Origin of the sequence: Candidatus Nanosynbacter sp. TM7-075, from assembly GCF_022828255.1 — a bacterium.
In the GTDB taxonomy this organism is placed as follows: Bacteria; Patescibacteriota; Saccharimonadia; order Saccharimonadales; family Saccharimonadaceae; genus Nanosynbacter.
On the sequence record NZ_JAJQJW010000002.1, the window covers coordinates 286,696 to 305,099 of the forward strand.

An 18,404-nucleotide genomic window follows, 5' to 3' on the forward strand; every position below is an offset into this window, starting at 1 on the left:
AGGATTTATGGACCAAATTGAAACGGTTGAATTTGTAAAAAAATATTTAGAGGATTTGCTAACGTTCTTTGATTTGAATCTGGAAGTTTCGGTAAAAATCGAAGATGGAATTGTTGTAGCTTCAATTCCGCATAGCGAGCGAAGTAGTATTTTAATTGGTAGAAATGCGGAAACATTGCGTAGTATTCAGAACCTCTTGTCGACAGCTCTTCATCATAAAGAAGCATCAACTGTTCGGGTGAATTTGGACATTGCGGACTATAAAAAACAGCATGCTGAAAAAATTGCCGAAAAGGCGCGCGGCTGGATTGAAGAAGTTCGACGAACTGGCGAGTCAAAGGTAGTGGATTTGAATGCTGCTGATCGCTGGACAGTGCATCACTTGGCTGGTGAATATAGCGATATTGATACGCATTCTGAAGGTGAAGGTCGCGAACGACGTCTGATTATTAGTCAGAAGAGTTCTTAGCATCCTTAAAGACTATTCTGGAGTATAGAACGTAATTCCAAACGAGGCTGACTACTGTGGCGGCTAGCTTGCTAATTAATAGAGCGAGTGATTTATTTAGTCCAAAGTTTATGAATATAGGTGTGATAATAGCGATAATAATTGTCTGAATTACCCATAAACCAAATAGTGTAACTGCGGCGAATAAAAGAAATTGTTTTTTCAAGTTTTGGGATGTTGACTTGAAAGTATATTTTTTATTTGCAAAAAATGAGAACAAAAAGGCAACGAATGTTGATATGAAATTAGCAAACTCTTTTGGGATATTTAAGAAGATTGTTAGGCTAAAAAGTATGCCAAAATCTAGTATTGTATTAGTACTACCAACGATAAGAAATCTTAATTTATCGGCGTGTTTTTTTAATATTTCCTGCATGATACTCCTCTATTAAATATAATGGTCTATTTTTTGTTTCAATAAATATCCGTCCTACATATTCGCCAATTATGCCCAGAGATAATAACTGAACTCCCCCGAGGAATAAGATGACTGCCATTAAGGAAGAATAGCCAGCTCCGGTGGAGACTCCGAACAAAGGGCGAACTAAAAGATAGATTATCCAAACAAAAGCAATAAACGAAACAATGAATCCAAAAATAGTTGCCATGCGTAGCGGTGCGGTAGTAAAGCTGGTAATTCCGTCGATTGCTAAGTTAAGCAGTTTCCGGTAATTCCATTTGGTTTGACCAGCTAATCTGGGGTCGCGATTATAAAATATCTCTTTTTTCTTATAGCCAATCCAGCTGAAAATTGCCTTTGTATTGCGCTGAGATTCACGGAATTTTTGCAAAGCCTCAATGCATCGGCGGTCCAGTAAGCGAAAATCTCCAGTGTCGACCTGAATGGGGATGTTGGTCGATTTCTGTAATATTCTGTAATACCATTGGCTGGTTTTTTTCTTCAGCCAGGTTTCGCCTTGTCGGTTGTTGCGGCGAGCATAGACGTCATCGTAACCATCTTCCCAATGTGAAATCATTTCCTGGATGAGCTCCGGCGGGTCTTGCAAATCTGCATCGATAATCACCAGAGCGTCACTTTTTACGTGGTCAATTCCAGCTATCATGGCAATTTCCTTACCGAAGTTTCGCGATAGATTTATGTAGCTAATTCGAGAATCTTTTTTTGATTGCTCGGCTATGATTGAAAAAGATTTATCGGTGTTGCCGTCGTTTATGAATAGAAATTCAAATTGATAGTTGGGCGTGTTTTTTGTAAATTCGTCCAAGCGCTTAAATAATTGTGGTAAAACGGATTCTTCATTGTAGACAGGAATGAGAAGGGTGATGGTTTTCATGATATTAAATATATTATTTTATTCTGAAAAAATGCTTAAATTTTAATAAACCAGTTTGATTTGGCAGTGGTCCATCGTGGATAATATTATGAATATAGTCGACGGAAACCTTACGATTTTTTTGGATATGAAGACGTTTTTTATAAGCTGCTGGTTTGTGAATAATTGATGCTAAAGCACCCTTGAATGCAGACCAACCGTTGCCGTGACGAATTGCGCTGGCAAAAATCAACCAATATGTCAGCAAAAATCGTACACCAATATACCAAAATAATTTACCCGGAACATTTTTAATGAAGACTAATGGTAAGTTTTTGAAAGTATTATAAACAGCTAATCCGGGGACTTTTTTACTACTAGCGCCGACTTTATGATAAGCGATAGCCTTGGGTGTGAAGCGAACTTTCCAGCCGGCTAATTGCGCCCGAAAACTTAAATCGACATCTTCATAATACATGAAGAAATCTTCATCAAACATATCTATATCATCAAATATTTTTGCACGATAAATAGCCCCGCCGCCAGTCGCACCAAATACTTCTCCAGGCTTAGTTGGTGCGTTTTTTATGGGCTCATCACGGTTTCTTGGTCCAGGAAGTCCCCACGTTGTGTAAAAATCTCCAGTTGTGTCAAGAGTTTTACTATTACGTCTTTGTAAGATTCCAGTCGCAATCCCGCATTCTGGGTATTTTGATAATTGATAAATGAGAGATTTGCACCAGTTTTTATCAGCTATCGCATCCGGATTAAGCACTCCAATATATTCAAAGTTGTTTTTTAGGGCGTAGATTAATCCTGTATTAATTCCTCCCGCGAATCCTAGATTGTCTGAGTTTTTGAGCAAAATAATTTTTTCTTTTTTGTGCGACGATATATATTCTTCAAATATGGCAACAGAATTGTCGCTACTATTATTATCTACTATAACAATAGTAGGTTTTAGGGTTTGTTTTATTAATGAATCAACACACTCTATGGCGTCGTCGGATCCGTTCCAGTTAAGAACTATAATTGCAAGTCTATTCATAATGTTCTTTTTGTATTGTATAATAGGTGATGTATATTATGAAGTGGCTAGAAGTTTTTAATAGGAAAAACAGGATTCTCTTAAGAGAGTTAGTTATTACGGATTTTAAATTGAGATATCAGGGTTCTGCTCTCGGATATGTATGGAGTGTTCTTAAGCCGCTTTTTCTATTTTCGATATTGTATGTAGTTTTTGATAAATTTTTAGGAGTAGGAAGGAATATAGAACATTTTCCAGTGTATTTATTACTGGGGATAATTTTATGGAACTTCTTCGTAGAAGCAACTAATCAAGGTCTAAACTCTATAGTAGGTCGAGGTGACCTACTCAGAAAGATTAATTTTCCTAAGTATATTGTTGTAATTTCTGGCACTGTATCATCATTGATAAATTTACTATTTAATATGATAGTGGTGCTTTTATTTGTGTTAGTAAATGGAGTTCAATTATCATGGATGTCGCTATTAATCGTACCACTAATAATTGAACTGTATATATTTGCTTTAGGGGTGGCTTTTTTCTTGTCCGCCCTTAATGTTAAGTCGCGAGATACTGGATATCTATGGGAGGTATTTACTCAGGCTGCATTTTACGCTACCCCTGTTATTTATCCAATGCAGATGGTTTCACAGAAGAGCAATTTTGCTGTTGATATGTTATTTCTTAATCCTGTTGCACAAATTATTCAAGATAGTAGATATGTGCTTATAACTAAAGATACGATGATTATGTGGAATAGATTAAGTCCGCTAATGATGTCTGTGCCGTTTTTAGCTATAGCTATAGTGGTTCTATTTGCGGTTTGGTATTTTAAGAAGCAGTCAAAGACATTTGCGGAGGAGATTTAGGATATATGAAGGACGTAGCTATAGAAGTTAACTCTCTTACTAAGACTTTTAAGATACCAACAGAGTCTAGTAACGGGATTAAACAGAAGACTATTAATTATATTAAAGGCAAAAAAGGCTACAGGGAATTTACGCCATTAAAAAATATATCTTTTGATATTAAAAAGGGTGAATTTTTTGGAATAGTGGGTAAAAATGGTTCAGGTAAGAGTACTTTATTGAAGTCTATAGCTCAAATCTATTCTCCGACGGAGGGTTCAGTACGAGTAAATGGATCTCTTGTCCCATTTATCGAGCTGGGTGTTGGTTTTAATCCAGAATTAACAGGTAGAGAAAATGTATTTTTAAATGGAGCTTTACTGGGATTTAGTCATAAAGAGATGGAGCTGATGTATGATGATATTGTTGAATTCTCTGAGTTGGCAGATTTTATGGAAGAGAAGCTTAAGAATTACTCATCAGGGATGCAGGTTAGATTAGCTTTCTCTGTAGCTATTAAAGCTCGTGGTGATATTTTAATGCTTGATGAAGTGTTGGCTGTAGGGGACGCGGCTTTTCAGCAGAAGTGTTTTGATTATTTTGAAAAAGTTAAACGTAGTAATCAGACTGTGGTTTTTGTGACGCATGATATGAACGCCGTGCGCAGATTTTGCTCGAGAGCTATGTATATAGAAAATGGAACGATAAAACATATTGGATCACCTCAGGAAATTGCCGATATATATACGGAGGTTAATATGGATGCGGTTACTAGTGCAGAAGAAGAATCTCATGACGATTCAGTTAGTATGTCTGTTGATATACCTAGTAAAAAAAATTTTACACAAGAAGACTCGATTGATATTGGTGTGACTGTAGATGGTATTACTGAAGATGCTTTTGTGAATATATCCTTTGTGTACGGAGGGTTTGTATTTGCTGATCGCAACTGTAGAGACACTCCTAGTGACTTTATACAAAACAATAGAAGGATTAATTTCAATCAGAGTTTGGATGGCTTTAATCCTGGCAAATATGATATTCATATGTCATTGCACCGCAGGGCTGATGATGGCATAATTAAACATTTGCCACGAGCATTTTCGTTTATTATTACAGGTAAGGATGATTTTCGTGATGGTCCAATGAGAATAATGGGAAAGTGGAGTGTAAAGAAGAGGGGATAAACTCAGATGAAAAATAAGATTATAAAGAGTACTAAATTTGTTATTAGAGCAGCATTACATCCGTCGTACGGCAGTGAACAAGTAAAGTTGTTCCGCGATCGTAGATTTATTAATAAGAAACGATATGAAGATTATATTAAATGGTTTGATAAGCATAAAGTCACCGATGAGCAACTTAAGTTACAAAGAAAATGTTCTAAGGAATTTAAGCAACGTCCATTGATTAGTATTTTGTTGCCGACATATAATACAAATCCAGTATATCTGCGTAGCTGTATTGACTCTGTCTTATCTCAGAGTTATGACAACTGGGAGTTGTGTATTTCTGATGATAATTCTACTAGCGATCAAACAAAGAGTGTTATAAATGAATATGTAGAAAAGTATAATAATATTAAGGCTACATTTCGTAAAGAAAATGGTCATATATCAAAGTCATCTAATACAGCTCTTTCGATGGCTAAGGGTGACTATATATCATTACTCGATCATGATGACATTTTACCTCCCAACGCCTTGTTTGAAGTGGTTGATGTTATAAATAAAAATCCTGACGTAGATCTTATTTATACGGATGAAGACAAGATCGATAGTGACGGTATTCATATAGAACCATTTTTTAAACCTGACTGGAGTCCTGATTTTATGAATTCATGCAACATGGTAACGCATTTTGCTACCATAAAGGCAGGTATGATTAGAAGTGTTAATGGATTCACTGTCGGAACACATGGCGCGCAAGATTGGGATTTATTTTTGAAGATTTCTGCTAAAACTAATAATATTTATCATATTCCGAAAATTTTATATCATTGGCGTAAATCTGAGACATCTACTGCTATGAATGCTGATAGTAAACCATATGCTTATATAAATCAAAAGAATGTCCTTCGTAGTAGTGTGAGACAAAGAGGAGAAAATGCTTATATAGATTCTCATGTTGCGTTAGGATTTTGGCGTAAAAAATATGTAATTCCGACAAACCCGTTGGTGTCAATTATCATACCAACCAAGGATAATTTTAGATATATAAAAAAGTGCATAGATTCAATTATTGAAAATACTTCGTATCCATATTTTGAAATAATAATTGTAGATACGGGATCTATAGATTCTCGAGTAAATGATTTTTATGAAAAATTGATAGATAATAATAGCAATGTGCATGTTATTAAATACAAGAAGAAATTCAATTTTTCAGATGCATGTAACTATGGTGTAAATAATTCTAGTGGAGAATATCTACTATTCCTTAATAATGACACGGAGGTTATTACTCACGACTGGATTCAGTCATTGCTTGAGCATGCTCAGCGTCCAGAAATAGGAATGGTTGGACCTAAACTTATATTTGAGGATAAGACAATACAGCATGCTGGAATAGTCTTATCTGAAAGAGATATCGCATTCCATCCGTTTTATGGTCAAGATGAGCGTACAGATATATTTACGTATATTTATACCGCCAATATTCGTAATGTATCGGCAGTAACTGGTGCTTGTTGTATGATTAGTCGTGATAAGTTCAACAAGGTGGGCGGGTTTGATAATAAACTTCGTATAACGTATAACGATGTAGATCTTAACCTTAAATTACGCAAAGAAGGCTATTATAATGTCTACACTCCATACGCAGAGTTATTCCATTATGAATCTAAGAGTGTTGGTCGCATAAACACGAGTGAGAGAGATACCAGTGAACTGGAGAGCGCTCAAAAAGAGATGCGTAAGAGATGGGGTGAATACTTGAAGAGGGATCCATTCTATAATGATAATTTTGAGCAATTTGGTCCGGGATATAGGTTACCCGAATAACGTTAACAATTAATTATTAAATAACCGCGACAGTACAACTTACTATCGCGGTTATTTATATTATTTACGATGTAAAGATATACGAGTTATTATGCTTAGTATACTCCTGATGATGTAGATATGTGGCTAGCCCATGATTGTTGACCGTCGCCCCACCCGTGTACTTCGACGGTGTTATTGGTTGTACCCCTGTATTTGACATAATAGATGGTATCTTTTCCTCTTCCTTGCAAGTCGGCTGCTACTATGTCGTTTGATCCTATCACATAGCCAGATTCTGGGTAATTACTTGCGGTGTGACGTACCCAGTTTTTTAATGAAGAATCCCATACGTGAAATTCGATAAGACCGCTCGTAGTATTGTCGTATTTAACATATATGAATTCATCTTTTTTATCTCCATCAAGATCTGCCGCAATAACTCTTCCTGTGTTCATGCTAGCTGAAGGGTGGCTTGTTGCTGTGTGCCTAAACCAACTAGTTCCATTATTATTCCAACCATGCACTTCAATCATGCCAGAATTAGTCTGCTCATAATTAATCAGATAATATTCGTCATTCCCATCGCCATCAGTATCTGCTGTTATAACTTCAGAAAATAGCGGATCAATAGGTCCGGCAGATGTTGCGGTGTGAGCTAGCCAACGCAATCCATCTTGAGTCCACGTATGAAACTCTACTCTACCACTTGCAGTTCCATTATAGTCAACCTTTGTTAATACAGTATTTTTGCTATTAACCTTCCTTGATATAACCTTGCTGTACTGCTGATTAAAGGTGTATGAGTTTGTCGCTGTATGCTGAGACCATGCCTGTAAGTTACTATTGGCCCATGTGTGCATTTCGGCACATTTACTGCCAGTATTATTAGGGACAGATATAGTTAAGGTATCATTATTTCCATTTATCCTAGTTGGTATAATTCTAGCGCCAGTTTCTACGTTAGGTATATTCTGTCCGTTTTTACAAGAGAATGAGCTGCTTGATCTAGTATCTCCAAACCAGTCTGTAAAGTAATTATAAAAGTTACGATTACCATAGGCGCTACACCCATCACCTACGCCATACCCAGATGACATAGCAGCGGCATTTGGTTGATATGGTGTATAACTATAAAGAGCGGCGGTTGTCCAATTCTGAATATTTACATTAGATCCTCCGCAAGCAGCATTTGGACTCCATTGAACGAAATTTACGCCTGTTGTATATGGTGAAAACCAATTAGGATTACGTGTTATTATGTAGTGAAAGTGTTTCGCTGCCCACTCTAGTTGGTTTTCTAGACCAAAATATTTACTATCACACGCGGCGGTGTCTGGACATCCATAGCCAGTTGCGCTTTTGAATTGCCCACGAGTTGGCCACGTGTCAGTAACTAGGGCTTGCTCTTTTTGGAGCAAAACTATTAAAAGCTGTGGGTTTACATGATATTTTTGAGAGATATCAAAGATTAATTGAGTAGCGCTTCTTCCATCTTTTGTTTTATAATCACGGAGACAGGTATATGGAGGGCTATGCCACCCTTTCGATGCGGCATACTGAGCGTGAGTTATATCGGGTCTTCCAAACTCACTGGCTGGTTTGGCGCCATTTGTGTCACATTGGGGAACTTTACTATTTAAAAATGACTGAATTTGGTTTGCACTCATGGATCCGTAATTTGTTGCTACGGCATCATCCATAATATTGCCTGGGTCAAAATCATTTAATACTGCAGATGCTGGCGTAGAAGATAATATCGTTCCTAAGCACATTGACGTAAGTATGCCTAATTTTAATATTAATTTCTTCATATAGTTATTTCTCCTTCAGTATCTCCAGTCACGTTGTTGTCTTCATAATGAATGTTTATTGTCCATTTTCCAGGTGACAATTGAGATAACGGAACGTTAAATCCTTTACAGCTAGACGTACTTGGACCAGCTTGCAGCTCTACGCTATTGGAGTACGTTTGTCCGCTAGTATTGCGCATTGATAACGTACATCTTCCGCTTGATGATATAGTTTGGATTAAACTACGGATATAAAGTGTGTTTGAATCTTTATCGACTGTTGTAGTTGTTATACTTACTCCAACTGTTGGTTTTTTTCCGTTGGATGATGGAGTCGGTTCTGGCGAAGGATCGCTTCCTTGTAGTGTTTTAGATTTTTGACCTGATGACTCTTTTTCTGACTTATTGGATGCATCATTTAATGATCTTTTTTTTATGTCTTGACCAGCTGTTTTTTGTTCCTCGGTGACCGCGTTAAATTGATTATGGATGAAGGGCCAGAACTTAAATTTATAGGAAATTAAGCCATAGCCTGTTATAGACAATAGTATAACAGCTATCAGAATCAATACTTTATTTTTTTTATTTTGTTTTTTCTGTATTTTCATAATTGTTACCTAATCAACACTACTATAGCAGATATAGATAAAACGGTAAAGCTTTAAAAAGTTCTTTTATAGAATAAAATATCTCCATTATGTACAGTGACTTTATCGATTAGTCCATAGCAAGGTAGCTGTAGTGGCATCGTAGATAACACACGAGTAACAGATTTTCCCATATGATTACTACAACTTAATTTTGCAATAAATACGTCCGGCTGACTAAGTACGAGATCTTTATCTATGGTATCAGATAGAAGTATATGTGCATACCTGTTATAAATTGTCTTATCTTTTGATACTTTTGACCAGAAATCTTTATCAGGGTAAGTATTGACTCCCGTAATTGATTTTCTATTTGCCATTTGAGGAAAATTTTCTAGCACGCTTGTGCCAGACAGTCCCCATATATCGTCACTAGACGAGGTAGAGATAATCTTTTTGGTTATAATATTATCGTTATACCCGCTTCCTAGACCTCTATATAACGGCTGTATAGTTATTGTTGACATTATACATAAAGAAGAGAGCACTAACAGTCCGAGTTTTTCCTTTTTTATAAATATAAGGGCTAGTCCACCAGAAAGACTTATTGCGGCTAGTAATAATAAGCGAAGATCCCCGGCAAAGTTACGATTGAACTTTACGACATACACGATGGTGCAGACATAAATGATAATCACTATTGTTGAATATAGATATGGTAAATAGCGATATTGTGATGAAAATTTTATAGTATTGGCAAGCGTGTATATTAATGAAAAGATTCCTATAAAACCTAATCCAAGTTGCAATCTTGTTATTGGTACAAGATGCATCATGAAAGGTTTTGCTATTGAAGAGAATCCTGGAATAAATAAATGAGATATGAATATTAAGCAGGAGACAAAAATAGCAACTCCAACCCAATCTATAGTTTTATTTTTACGCCATTTGCTATATAAAATAAACAGTATGGGAATGATAAATGCAAAAGGCGTGATGATAAATGCAGACATTTCACTTTGATTAATGGATCCTTTACTTGGATCTATCGATGAAATAGATGCGTCATCCATAAGTCGGTATTGACTATAGCCAGTGAGACCGATTAGATCAGCCTGTGATGGAGCTCCCGAATGTACGAATCGTGCCCCGGGATAATCTGTACCAGAAATGGCTTGTACGGCATCTATTCTGGTGATTAAAAATATACCAACTATGCCGATCGCTGCTAGAGCAGATCCTGCTATGAATGCTGTATTTACATATAGTATTTTTCGCACTTTTTTGGGTGCTTTTTTCCAAGTATTTATATAATAGCCAATCGCCACTAGAAATACAGTGATGACAACAGGCATCTGAAAGGCTGGATACAATAGTAGGGCGAAGCTTACCATTGAATAGGTTAATAAAAGTGATAATATGAGTTTCGATATTATATCACCATGTTTATATCTCTTTAAAAAAGACAAAGATTTATTTTCTATTAATTTCATTATTAATAGCAGTATGACAATTCCCCAGACGATACTCATTATAGTAATGGTTTGATACCACCAGAATATAAAAGGAGTGAAAGAGCCTATGATAGCGATAGATCCTGACAGCGCGTATTTATTGGGAAGAAATTTTAACGATAGAAAGTATATACTTAATAGTAATGATGCTAATAATAGCCACCACTTAAAGGCAAAAGCAAACTCGAAAGGAATTATTAAAAAGGCAAGATTTTGAGGTCGGAATACTGTTGACCATTCTTTATATGGCGCATCAGACACAAGGCTCATATTCTTGCCAGAATTGCCAAAGTTCTTATTTATTAGTGGATACCCAGCTTCTTTTTGTGCAATTGTGAATTGTGTAACGACCAGCCACTCGTCGCTGCGAATAGGTCGAGCTTCGCCTGATATGAGATTAGATGATTTGCCATTAAGGAAAGAGTCATAGTACAAGCCAAATGAAGATCCAGATATCTTAAATCCTGTCGCAAAAATTAGACAAAAGATAATAGTAGACGGGAAAATCCATTTTTTATACGAATCGTCTTTTAATTTTGTAAAAATAGAACGTAGAACTTGCATAACATTTATTAGTATACAGTAAAAATAGCAAGTATAAAGATTGTGTTTTTTGAGAACAAGTCTAAAAAACGAAAAATAAAAAATGAGTAATGTGCTATAATTGTTGAAGGTAGTAAGAGTATAAGGAGGCTACGTAATGATAAATATTGCATCACCCGTTATAGAGGAAGAAGAGCGTCGGGCAGTAAATGAAGTTATAGAGTCAGGTATGCTGGCTCAGGGACCGAAAGTCGCTGAGCTTGAAGAAAGTTGGGCTAAATATTGTGGAGTGAAACATGCTTTAGCTGTGAATAGCGGTACGGCTGCTATCCACTGTGCTTTATATGCAGCAGGAGTTGGTGAAGGTGATGAAGTTATCACTACGCCATATAGCTTTATTGCTACGATCAACCCTATACTAATGTTGGGTGCTCGACCAGTTCTTGTAGATATAGATGAGGAGACATTTAATATCGATGTTTCAAAAATAGAAGCAGCTATTACAGACAAGACTAAGGCTATAATTCCAGTTGATTTGTATGGTCAACCTTGCGATTGGAAGGAATTGCGAGAAATTGCAGATAAGCACGAACTAAAAATTATTGAAGATGCATGTCAGGCAATTGGCGCAGAATATGACGGCGTGAAAACTGGTGCCTTGGGTGATTTTGGATGTTTTTCACTGTATGCTACAAAGAATATTATGTGTGGTGAAGGTGGCGTTGTTACCACTAATAGCGATGATGCTGCGGCTGCTATTCGCTCATTCAGACAGCACGGAATGACTTCATCTTACGAGTACGCTGATTTGGGATATAACTATCGTATGTCAGACTTGCACGGTGCTATCGCCGTTGAGCAATTAAAGAAAGTAGAAGACTTTACGAATAGGCGACAACATAACGCTAATATGTTAAATGAGGCGTTGGCTGGAATTGAAAAGATAGTCTTACCGAAGATTGCAAGTAACAGAAATCACGTATATCACCAATATACTATTTTACTAGATAAGAGTATACGAAGAGATGATTTTATAGCTAAATTAAGAGAAAAAGGAGTTGGTGCTGGAGTTTATTATCCAAAACCGTTGCACGTATATCCACATATTTCAAAACTTGGATATAAAGTGGGAGATTTTCCTGTTGCCGAAGATTTGGCTGCAAGAGTTGTGTCTTTGCCTGTTCATCCAAAAGTTACAGATGCTGATATTGAAGTAATTGCTAGCGCAATTAAGGAAGCCGTAAATGACTAATAATAAAGAAGGTAAAATAAGGGTTGCTGTCATTGGTACTGGAAATATGGGGCGCAATCATGTGCGTAATTATTTCATGCTTCCAGAATCTGAGCTAGTGGCAATAGCAGACGTTAATCCAGCCGCAAAATCGTTAGCTGACGAATACAAAACAAAATTCTTTACTGATTACAAGGAAATGCTTGAGAAAGTTCATCCAGATGCCGTGTCTGTGGTTGTGCCTACTCCATTTCATCTTGAAGTTGCAACTGAGGTGATGTCTCGAGGTATTAATTGTATGCTTGAAAAACCAATTGCATCTTCGGTGGGAGAGGCTGATAAGCTAATTGCTTGTGCTGAGGAAAATGGAGTTACGTTTACAGTTGGTCATATAGAGAGGTTTAATCCAGTCATTAAGAAGCTGAAGCAGATGATCGATGACAATGCTATAGGTGACATAACATCGGTAGTATGTAAGCGTGTTGGTGGTTTTCCTGCTGTTGAGCCAAAAACGGATGTGATTATTGACCTTGCAGTTCATGACGTTGATATAGTTAATTATCTATTGGGACAAAAACCTAAAGCTATTCATAGCCACGGATCGCGTACTCGTCATAGTAAAAAAATTGATTCAGCAGAAATATTAATGGATTATGGTAGAGCGTCAGGATTTATTCAGGCTAATTGGCTGACTCCAGTAAAAATTCGTACCATTGCACTGACTGGGTCGTTAGGTTATCTAGAGGCTAATTATATAACACAGGAACTTACGTATTATAAACATAATATGAAAGAAATTCAGAAAGATGGATTTACTGAATTTGTTTTGCAGGTTGGTGATCCAGAAAAGCGCGTGATAAAAGTTGATTTTGAAGAGCCTTTAGCCGCTGAATTGAAAGCTTTTATGGCTAAATCTATGGGCAGGACGGCATCAATTGTTGATCCGGTAGATGCGCGCGAAGCGTTAAAAATATCATTAGAGGCTGTTGCGCCTTTTGACGTTAAATAGGAGGATAATATGAAAAGAATTTTAGTAACAGGTGCTGGTGGATCACCTTCTGCAAACTTTATTCGATCCCTTAGAGCTGCGGATGAAGAATATTACATTGTTGGCACAGATGCTGATAAATATTATTTACAGCGTGCTGAAGTTGATGTTAAATATCTAGCACCGTTGGCAAACGACCCAAAGTACATTGATTTTTTGAATTACATTATAGAGAAGGAAAATATTGAGTTTGTACACGCGCAAAACGATGTTGAGGTTGGGTTTTTGAGCGAGAATCGAGAGAAAATTAAAGCCAAAACATTCTTTCCAGCCAAAGAAACCGTTAAGATCCTTCAAGATAAGTTTGAGTCGTTTAAACTATGGGAAAAGGCCGGTATTAAAGTTCCTAAGACTAAACTAATTGAAGGTAAAGATACTGATTTAGATGCTCTATTAGAAGAGATGGGTGGGTCTATGTGGATTCGCGCAATATCAGGAGCCGGCGGTCGTGGATCTCTTCCAGTTCACGATGTTAAGACTGCTAAGAACTGGTTAGATTTCCAAGAGAAAAATGGCTCGTGGTCTGGTAATTTTACAGTATCAGAATTGCTTGAACCAGAGACGGTTACTTGGATGTCGTTATGGAAAGATGGCGAGTTAGTTGTTGCCCAGGGACGCAAGCGCTTATATTGGGAGTTGTCAAAAATTTCTCCATCAGGTGTCACCGGCGCTACTGGAACGGGATTAACTTATTCGGATGCCGAACTTGATGATATTGCTCGTAGGGCTGTGTTGGCTGTTGATAGTAGGCCGGATGGTCTATTTGGTGTGGATATGGCTTACGACAAAAATGGTGTACCGAATCCAACAGAAATTAATATTGGCCGATTCTTTACAACTCACGAATTCTTTACACAAGCGGGTCTTAATATGCCTGAAATGTTTGTTAAGCTTGGCTATGGCGAAGAGATTCCTGCGATTGATAATAACACTAATCCTCTACCAGACGGTCTAGTATGGATTCGAGGAATGGACTTCCGACCAGTTTTGTCGGATATGGGAGTTGTAGAAGAGAGTGTTGCTCAGCGTGATCGTATCCTTAAGGAAATATCATAGGTGAAAATTCTCGTTACTGGTGCATCTGGTTTTGTTGGCAGGCGTTTTTTGGAAATGGCGCCTGCCAGCTGGGAGATAATTTGTTTAGGCAGATCTAATATTGATTATGATGATGTTAAGTGGGTTGAATGCGACCTGTCTAGTAAGGAGAGCTCAAAGATAGCTGCTGATGTATTGGCTGATAAAGAGTTTGACGCTATAGTTCATTTGGCGGCTTTTGTGCCAAAAAAAACTATTGAAGATAGTTTAGAGAAGTGTAAAGAAGGCAATATAGATGGGATTATTAATCTTCTAACGTATTTTGGTAAAAAGGCAAAAAAGATTATTATCGGCAGCACTGTAGAAGCTTATGATAAAACAAAAATTAGTGGTCCAATTACGGAAGATAATGTTGTGTCTGGTAGTTCATATTATAGTTCCACTAAGATAGCTAGCGAAGTAATTGCTCAATCATTTGCGCAAAAAAATAACAAAGAGCTTACCATTCTGCGATTTTCAATAATGTATGGCGGATATGACCCAATTGCTAGGGCTATCCCTAACTTCATTAGGGCGGCTAAGTCTGGAGGTAATCTGACTATCAATGGTCCACTAGTTCTTCGCGACTATGTGCATATTGACGATGTAGCTAGTAGTATTATATGTGCAGTTAATTCGGCGGGCGCTGGGGTAATCAATATTGGGACGGGTAGAGGAGTCTCTATTAAAGAAACAGCGGAGTCAATTATTAAAAGTATGCGATCGAGTAGCAGTATAAATATTATGTCCGATAGCGGTGGTTGCGATATAGTGATTGATATATCAAAGGCAGAGAGTCTACTTGATTATCATCCTAAAGTGTTCTTTCCAGATAAAATTAAGGAGATGGGTGATCTCTATGAAAATTGCAAATAGAAATATATTTATAGATTTTGACGGTACTTTGGTCGATATTGCTCCTCGTCATTATAGAGTATATAAGAAGTGTGTCGAAAAAATGGGCGGCACACCTCTTGATCAGAAGAAATATTGGGAATTGAAACGTGATAATATTTCCTGGAATGAATTATTGTTGATAAGTGGGCTTGAGGTAAATAATAGGGATGATTATCTCAAATTATTTATTGATCGCATAGAATCATTGGAGGAGTTGTATAGAGATGAGCTTTTTGTAGATAGCTTGTCTGCGCTAAAAAAGCTATCCTCGAATGATAATAAGCTATATCTACTTAGTTTAAGGCGAAATTCAGACGCTCTAGATAAGCAGATTGAAAAGTTGGGGATTGGGCGCTTTTTTGAAAAAATTTTATCAGGGCATAGTGACACAAAAGAAGGTACATTATTAAAAAAGGCAGATATAATTAAGCAAACAATAGATAATCCTGAAGACTCTATTATTGTTGGAGATACTGAAGCTGATGTTGCTGCGGCTCAGCAGCTCAATGCGACCAGTATTGCTCTTTTGAGTGGAATTCGTAGTAAGGAATTCTTGAAATCAATGGAGCCAGACTATTTAGTTGACGGTATTGGTGACGTATCTAACATTAATCTTTAATCTGGTAATCTATTTCTTAAAATTATTATTTTCGTTGGATACGTCGATTGTAAGGGCTGTCAACGTTAACTGTATTCCTAGTATAAACGGTAGTACAGCTAACATTACGCTGCCTGCGGTCGGTGACTGGTGGGCAAATAACTTAACATATAACAAAAATATAGCCAATAATAGCGATATTATTAAGAAAAACATACCTGTAAATAAGAATAGTGCTACGGGATGAAAACCATATAATACATATTTGTAATAAATCCTGCGCCAGAATCCTTTCCATACAGCCTTTAGATTTCTCCAGGCTGTCGGGATTAGCTTGATGGTTGATTTTTCGTCGCCGTAATGTGCTGGCACGGCATGATCAATAACTTTAGCGTTAGCTATAGACAGAGCAGTCAGCATACTAGTTTCGTAATCATAACGTTTTTCTACTATAGAAAAATCGATTTTTTCGATTATTTCACGACGTAGCCAACCACACCCGTTAGTGATGTCTGTAATAGAATAATACCCAGTAGAAAATTTGGTGAGTAGAGATATGAATATGTTTCCAAATTGGCGATATTTTGGCATAGTCTTGAAGGCTTCTCGATGGAAAAATCTACTTGCTTTTACGTAGTCTGCTGATTGATCTATGAAGTCATCCAGCATTGCCTTTAGATATGATGAATCAAACTGATCATCTCCTGCGACTATACCGATAGCTGTTGCTTTAGTATTTTTTATCGCATAATCATATCCAGCGATAAGAGCTCCTCCGACGCCTTGATTTACCTTATTGTCAACAATGATAAGCTTGCTATATTGTTTTTTTAGTTTGTTCAAGACTCCAATAGTGTTATCAGTGCTAGCATCATTAACGGCTATAATGTGATCTATGTATTCTGGTATTTTCTTTATTGTTTGAGTAATCATTTTCTCTTCGTTATAACAAGGTATAACAACTGCGGTCTCTAGTTTTCTGTACATGTAATCAATTATACTACAATCATATATACATTATGAACGAATATGATATTCTTAATAAAGATAATATGAAAAATGGTATATTTTTAAAAATCTTTTTATTTCTTGCCGTAGGTGGTATTACACTGCTAATAGATGCGTCAATATCGTATATTTTATATCACAATATACATTTGCCGGCTTTTTTGGCTAGTGGCATCGGCTTTTTGTCGGGATTTGTTTTTAACTTTCCTGCGAATCGTAAGAAAGTTTTTAATCATAGTCAATATGATAGATTTTCTTTAAGATCGCAAATTATTCTCTATACATTACTTAGTATTTTTAATATGGTGGCAACTTCAGTAATTATTGCTACATTAGTAAACTCTAACATACTGGATATCCAATGGGCGAAAGTTATAGTGACTGCAGTATTTGCAATTTGGAACTTTCTGGTTTTTAATTTATTTATTTTTTCAAAGGATAATAATAAAAATGTGGAATAAAAAAATGGCTTATTTTAACCAGGGATGATTTAATTAAGAATACTGTATATAACACCCTCGGCTATGACAGAGTTGTGGTTGTGACTGTGGACGGATTGTCTACGAACGATGTAGTCAGTGCTTGTAGGAGTTTATAGATATTTGCCGTATCCAGATTTTTTTAATGGTTCGGCAAGTATTTCTAACTGCTCCTTGGAAATCCAACCGTTTTGAAAGGCAGTTGCTTCGGGTGATCCGACTATTTGTCCAGTCCTTGTTTGGATTACACGTACAAAATCTTCGGCATCGGTTAAGCTATTTATTGTGCCAGTATCAAGCCATACATCACCGTTGTCTAAAGTCTGTACTTTGAGTTTTTTGCGATTTAGATATTCAGCGTTTACGGATGTTATTTCCAGTTCTCCTCGGTCGGATGGCTTTACATTTTTAGCAATATCTACTACGTCATTGTCATAAAAATATAAGCCGACAACTGCGAAGTGGGATTTTGGATGCACTGGTTTTTCCTCGATGGAAACAGCTTGATTATTCCCGTTAAATTCAACCACTCCATAGCGTTCGGGATCAAGCACTTTATATGCAAATACAATGCCACCGTCGGGGTCTGTGCATTCTTGTAATGAATTATCAAGGGCGGCTCCGTAGAATATGTTGTCGCCAAGTATTAATGCCACTTTATCATTGCCGATAAAGTTTTCGCCGATAATAAAAGCTTGTGCTAGACCGTCTGGTGTAGGTTGAACAGCGTATTCTAAATTTATGCCCCACTGTGATCCATCGCCAAGAAGTTTTTTGAAGCCGTTTTGATCGTCTGGAGTAGTGATTATTAAAATATCACGAATTCCTGCTTGCATTAACGTGGTTAGCGGATAGTAAATCATCGGTTTGTCATAAATGGGCATCAACTGTTTACTTATGGCTTTTGTAATTGGCCATAGACGCGTGCCTGATCCACCCGCTAAAATTATTCCCTTCATCATATTCTCCTTTGTGTTGTATGATTATATATCTA

The 18,404-nt window shown here is 36.9% G+C and carries 18 protein-coding genes; 10 read left to right on the plus strand and 8 right to left on the minus strand.

The genetic code is table 11. The annotated features are described in order from the left end of the window. The first annotated feature begins 7 nt into the window (after positions 1-7). Entirely contained in the window at positions 8-469 is a 462-nt protein-coding gene (locus LRM42_RS03030; RefSeq protein WP_129636891.1) for a Jag family protein, read from the plus strand. Here the strand turns inward: LRM42_RS03030 and LRM42_RS03985 are convergent. The 3 genes from LRM42_RS03985 to LRM42_RS03040 are packed head-to-tail and all read right to left on the minus strand — an operon-like array spanning position 450 to position 2,830. Continuing rightward, positions 450-884: a GtrA family protein gene (locus tag LRM42_RS03985; RefSeq protein WP_353524826.1), complete on the minus strand. Its 435-nt coding sequence runs from the start codon at positions 882-884 to the stop codon at positions 450-452. The two genes, LRM42_RS03030 and LRM42_RS03985, sit on opposite strands and share 20 nt — an antisense overlap. Further along, positions 853-1,803 carry a glycosyltransferase family 2 protein gene (locus LRM42_RS03035; RefSeq protein WP_243816693.1) on the minus strand — a complete coding sequence of 317 codons (951 nt, stop codon included), beginning with the start codon at positions 1,801-1,803 and terminating at the stop codon, positions 853-855. The genes LRM42_RS03985 and LRM42_RS03035 overlap by 32 nt, the downstream gene beginning before the upstream one ends. A 13-nt stretch (positions 1,804-1,816) precedes the next feature. Further along, the gene (locus tag LRM42_RS03040) at positions 1,817-2,830 is read right to left on the minus strand and encodes a glycosyltransferase family 2 protein (protein ID WP_243816694.1); all 1,014 of its coding nucleotides are present in this window, start codon (positions 2,828-2,830) and stop codon (positions 1,817-1,819) included. Between the two features lie 38 nt (positions 2,831-2,868). Here LRM42_RS03040 and LRM42_RS03045 point away from each other — a divergent pair, with 38 nt between their 5' ends. From LRM42_RS03045 to LRM42_RS03055, 3 genes are read left to right on the plus strand one after another with little or no spacing between them, the layout of a single operon-like run. Continuing rightward, on the plus strand, positions 2,869-3,678 hold the full coding sequence (locus LRM42_RS03045) for an ABC transporter permease (protein WP_243816695.1): 810 nt from the start codon (positions 2,869-2,871) through the stop codon (positions 3,676-3,678). A 5-nt stretch (positions 3,679-3,683) separates the two neighbouring features. Then, positions 3,684-4,844, plus strand: a complete 1,161-nt coding sequence (locus tag LRM42_RS03050; RefSeq protein ID WP_243816696.1) for an ABC transporter ATP-binding protein — start codon at positions 3,684-3,686, stop codon at positions 4,842-4,844. A gap of 6 nt (positions 4,845-4,850) precedes the next feature. Then, positions 4,851-6,659: a glycosyltransferase family 2 protein gene (locus tag LRM42_RS03055; protein ID WP_243816697.1), complete on the plus strand. Its 1,809-nt coding sequence runs from the start codon at positions 4,851-4,853 to the stop codon at positions 6,657-6,659. 95 nt (positions 6,660-6,754) lie between these two features. Here the strand turns inward: LRM42_RS03055 and LRM42_RS03060 are convergent, their stop codons facing one another. Genes LRM42_RS03060 through LRM42_RS03070 form a run of 3 tightly spaced genes read right to left on the minus strand, consistent with a single transcriptional unit; the run spans position 6,755 to position 11,096 of the window. Then, positions 6,755-8,452 carry an FG-GAP repeat domain-containing protein gene (locus LRM42_RS03060; protein WP_243816698.1) on the minus strand — a complete coding sequence of 566 codons (1,698 nt, stop codon included), beginning with the start codon at positions 8,450-8,452 and terminating at the stop codon, positions 6,755-6,757. Continuing rightward, complete coding sequence (locus LRM42_RS03065; protein WP_243816699.1) at positions 8,449-9,039, minus strand: hypothetical protein; 591 nt, start codon at positions 9,037-9,039, stop codon at positions 8,449-8,451. The genes LRM42_RS03060 and LRM42_RS03065 overlap by 4 nt, the downstream gene beginning before the upstream one ends. Before the next feature lie 53 nt (positions 9,040-9,092). Continuing rightward, positions 9,093-11,096 carry a DUF7657 domain-containing protein gene (locus tag LRM42_RS03070; RefSeq protein ID WP_243816700.1) on the minus strand — a complete coding sequence of 668 codons (2,004 nt, stop codon included), beginning with the start codon at positions 11,094-11,096 and terminating at the stop codon, positions 9,093-9,095. A gap of 136 nt (positions 11,097-11,232) precedes the next feature. Here LRM42_RS03070 and LRM42_RS03075 point away from each other — a divergent pair, with 136 nt between their 5' ends. The 5 genes from LRM42_RS03075 to LRM42_RS03095 are packed head-to-tail and all read left to right on the plus strand — an operon-like array spanning position 11,233 to position 15,944. Next, complete coding sequence (locus LRM42_RS03075) at positions 11,233-12,327, plus strand: DegT/DnrJ/EryC1/StrS family aminotransferase (protein WP_243816701.1); 1,095 nt, start codon at positions 11,233-11,235, stop codon at positions 12,325-12,327. Further along, entirely contained in the window at positions 12,320-13,315 is a 996-nt protein-coding gene (locus tag LRM42_RS03080) for a Gfo/Idh/MocA family protein (protein WP_243816702.1), read from the plus strand. The genes LRM42_RS03075 and LRM42_RS03080 overlap by 8 nt, the downstream gene beginning before the upstream one ends. 9 nt (positions 13,316-13,324) lie before the next feature. After that, on the plus strand, positions 13,325-14,410 hold the full coding sequence (locus LRM42_RS03085) for an ATP-grasp domain-containing protein (RefSeq protein WP_129636461.1): 1,086 nt from the start codon (positions 13,325-13,327) through the stop codon (positions 14,408-14,410). Beyond that, on the plus strand, positions 14,411-15,304 hold the full coding sequence (locus LRM42_RS03090) for an NAD-dependent epimerase/dehydratase family protein (RefSeq protein WP_243816703.1): 894 nt from the start codon (positions 14,411-14,413) through the stop codon (positions 15,302-15,304). It begins immediately after the preceding gene. After that, complete coding sequence (locus LRM42_RS03095; RefSeq protein WP_243816704.1) at positions 15,288-15,944, plus strand: HAD family hydrolase; 657 nt, start codon at positions 15,288-15,290, stop codon at positions 15,942-15,944. Before LRM42_RS03090 ends, LRM42_RS03095 begins: the two co-directional genes overlap by 17 nt. 9 nt (positions 15,945-15,953) lie before the next feature. Here LRM42_RS03095 and LRM42_RS03100 read toward each other — a convergent pair whose 3' ends face one another. Continuing rightward, a complete protein-coding gene (locus LRM42_RS03100; protein WP_243816705.1) occupies positions 15,954-16,910 on the minus strand; it encodes a glycosyltransferase family 2 protein in 957 nt (318 codons plus the stop codon). A 32-nt stretch (positions 16,911-16,942) separates the two neighbouring features. On the opposite strand from LRM42_RS03100, the gene LRM42_RS03105 reads away from it, so the two are divergent. Further along, entirely contained in the window at positions 16,943-17,392 is a 450-nt protein-coding gene (locus tag LRM42_RS03105; protein WP_243816706.1) for a GtrA family protein, read from the plus strand. A 131-nt stretch (positions 17,393-17,523) separates the two neighbouring features. Here the strand turns inward: LRM42_RS03105 and rfbA are convergent, their stop codons facing one another. Continuing rightward, entirely contained in the window at positions 17,524-18,369 is an 846-nt protein-coding gene (gene rfbA, locus LRM42_RS03110) for a glucose-1-phosphate thymidylyltransferase RfbA (RefSeq protein WP_243816707.1), read from the minus strand. Positions 18,370-18,404 lie beyond the last annotated feature (35 nt).

Excerpts from the sequence above, each read along its gene's own strand:
- LRM42_RS03030 (WP_129636891.1), top strand. The coding sequence starts at position 8 with ATGGACCAAATTGAAACGGTTGAATTTGTAAAAAAATATTTAGAGGAT.
- LRM42_RS03985 (WP_353524826.1), bottom strand. The coding sequence starts at position 884 with ATGCAGGAAATATTAAAAAAACACGCCGATAAATTAAGATTTCTTATC.
- LRM42_RS03035 (WP_243816693.1), bottom strand. The coding sequence starts at position 1,803 with ATGAAAACCATCACCCTTCTCATTCCTGTCTACAATGAAGAATCCGTT.
- LRM42_RS03040 (WP_243816694.1), bottom strand. The coding sequence starts at position 2,830 with ATGAATAGACTTGCAATTATAGTTCTTAACTGGAACGGATCCGACGAC.
- LRM42_RS03045 (WP_243816695.1), top strand. The coding sequence starts at position 2,869 with ATGAAGTGGCTAGAAGTTTTTAATAGGAAAAACAGGATTCTCTTAAGA.
- LRM42_RS03050 (WP_243816696.1), top strand. The coding sequence starts at position 3,684 with ATGAAGGACGTAGCTATAGAAGTTAACTCTCTTACTAAGACTTTTAAG.
- LRM42_RS03055 (WP_243816697.1), top strand. The coding sequence starts at position 4,851 with ATGAAAAATAAGATTATAAAGAGTACTAAATTTGTTATTAGAGCAGCA.
- LRM42_RS03060 (WP_243816698.1), bottom strand. The coding sequence starts at position 8,452 with ATGAAGAAATTAATATTAAAATTAGGCATACTTACGTCAATGTGCTTA.
- LRM42_RS03065 (WP_243816699.1), bottom strand. The coding sequence starts at position 9,039 with ATGAAAATACAGAAAAAACAAAATAAAAAAAATAAAGTATTGATTCTG.
- LRM42_RS03070 (WP_243816700.1), bottom strand. The coding sequence starts at position 11,096 with ATGCAAGTTCTACGTTCTATTTTTACAAAATTAAAAGACGATTCGTAT.
- LRM42_RS03075 (WP_243816701.1), top strand. The coding sequence starts at position 11,233 with ATGATAAATATTGCATCACCCGTTATAGAGGAAGAAGAGCGTCGGGCA.
- LRM42_RS03080 (WP_243816702.1), top strand. The coding sequence starts at position 12,320 with ATGACTAATAATAAAGAAGGTAAAATAAGGGTTGCTGTCATTGGTACT.
- LRM42_RS03085 (WP_129636461.1), top strand. The coding sequence starts at position 13,325 with ATGAAAAGAATTTTAGTAACAGGTGCTGGTGGATCACCTTCTGCAAAC.
- LRM42_RS03095 (WP_243816704.1), top strand. The coding sequence starts at position 15,288 with ATGAAAATTGCAAATAGAAATATATTTATAGATTTTGACGGTACTTTG.
- LRM42_RS03100 (WP_243816705.1), bottom strand. The coding sequence starts at position 16,910 with ATGTACAGAAAACTAGAGACCGCAGTTGTTATACCTTGTTATAACGAA.
- LRM42_RS03105 (WP_243816706.1), top strand. The coding sequence starts at position 16,943 with ATGAACGAATATGATATTCTTAATAAAGATAATATGAAAAATGGTATA.
- rfbA (WP_243816707.1), bottom strand. The coding sequence starts at position 18,369 with ATGAAGGGAATAATTTTAGCGGGTGGATCAGGCACGCGTCTATGGCCA.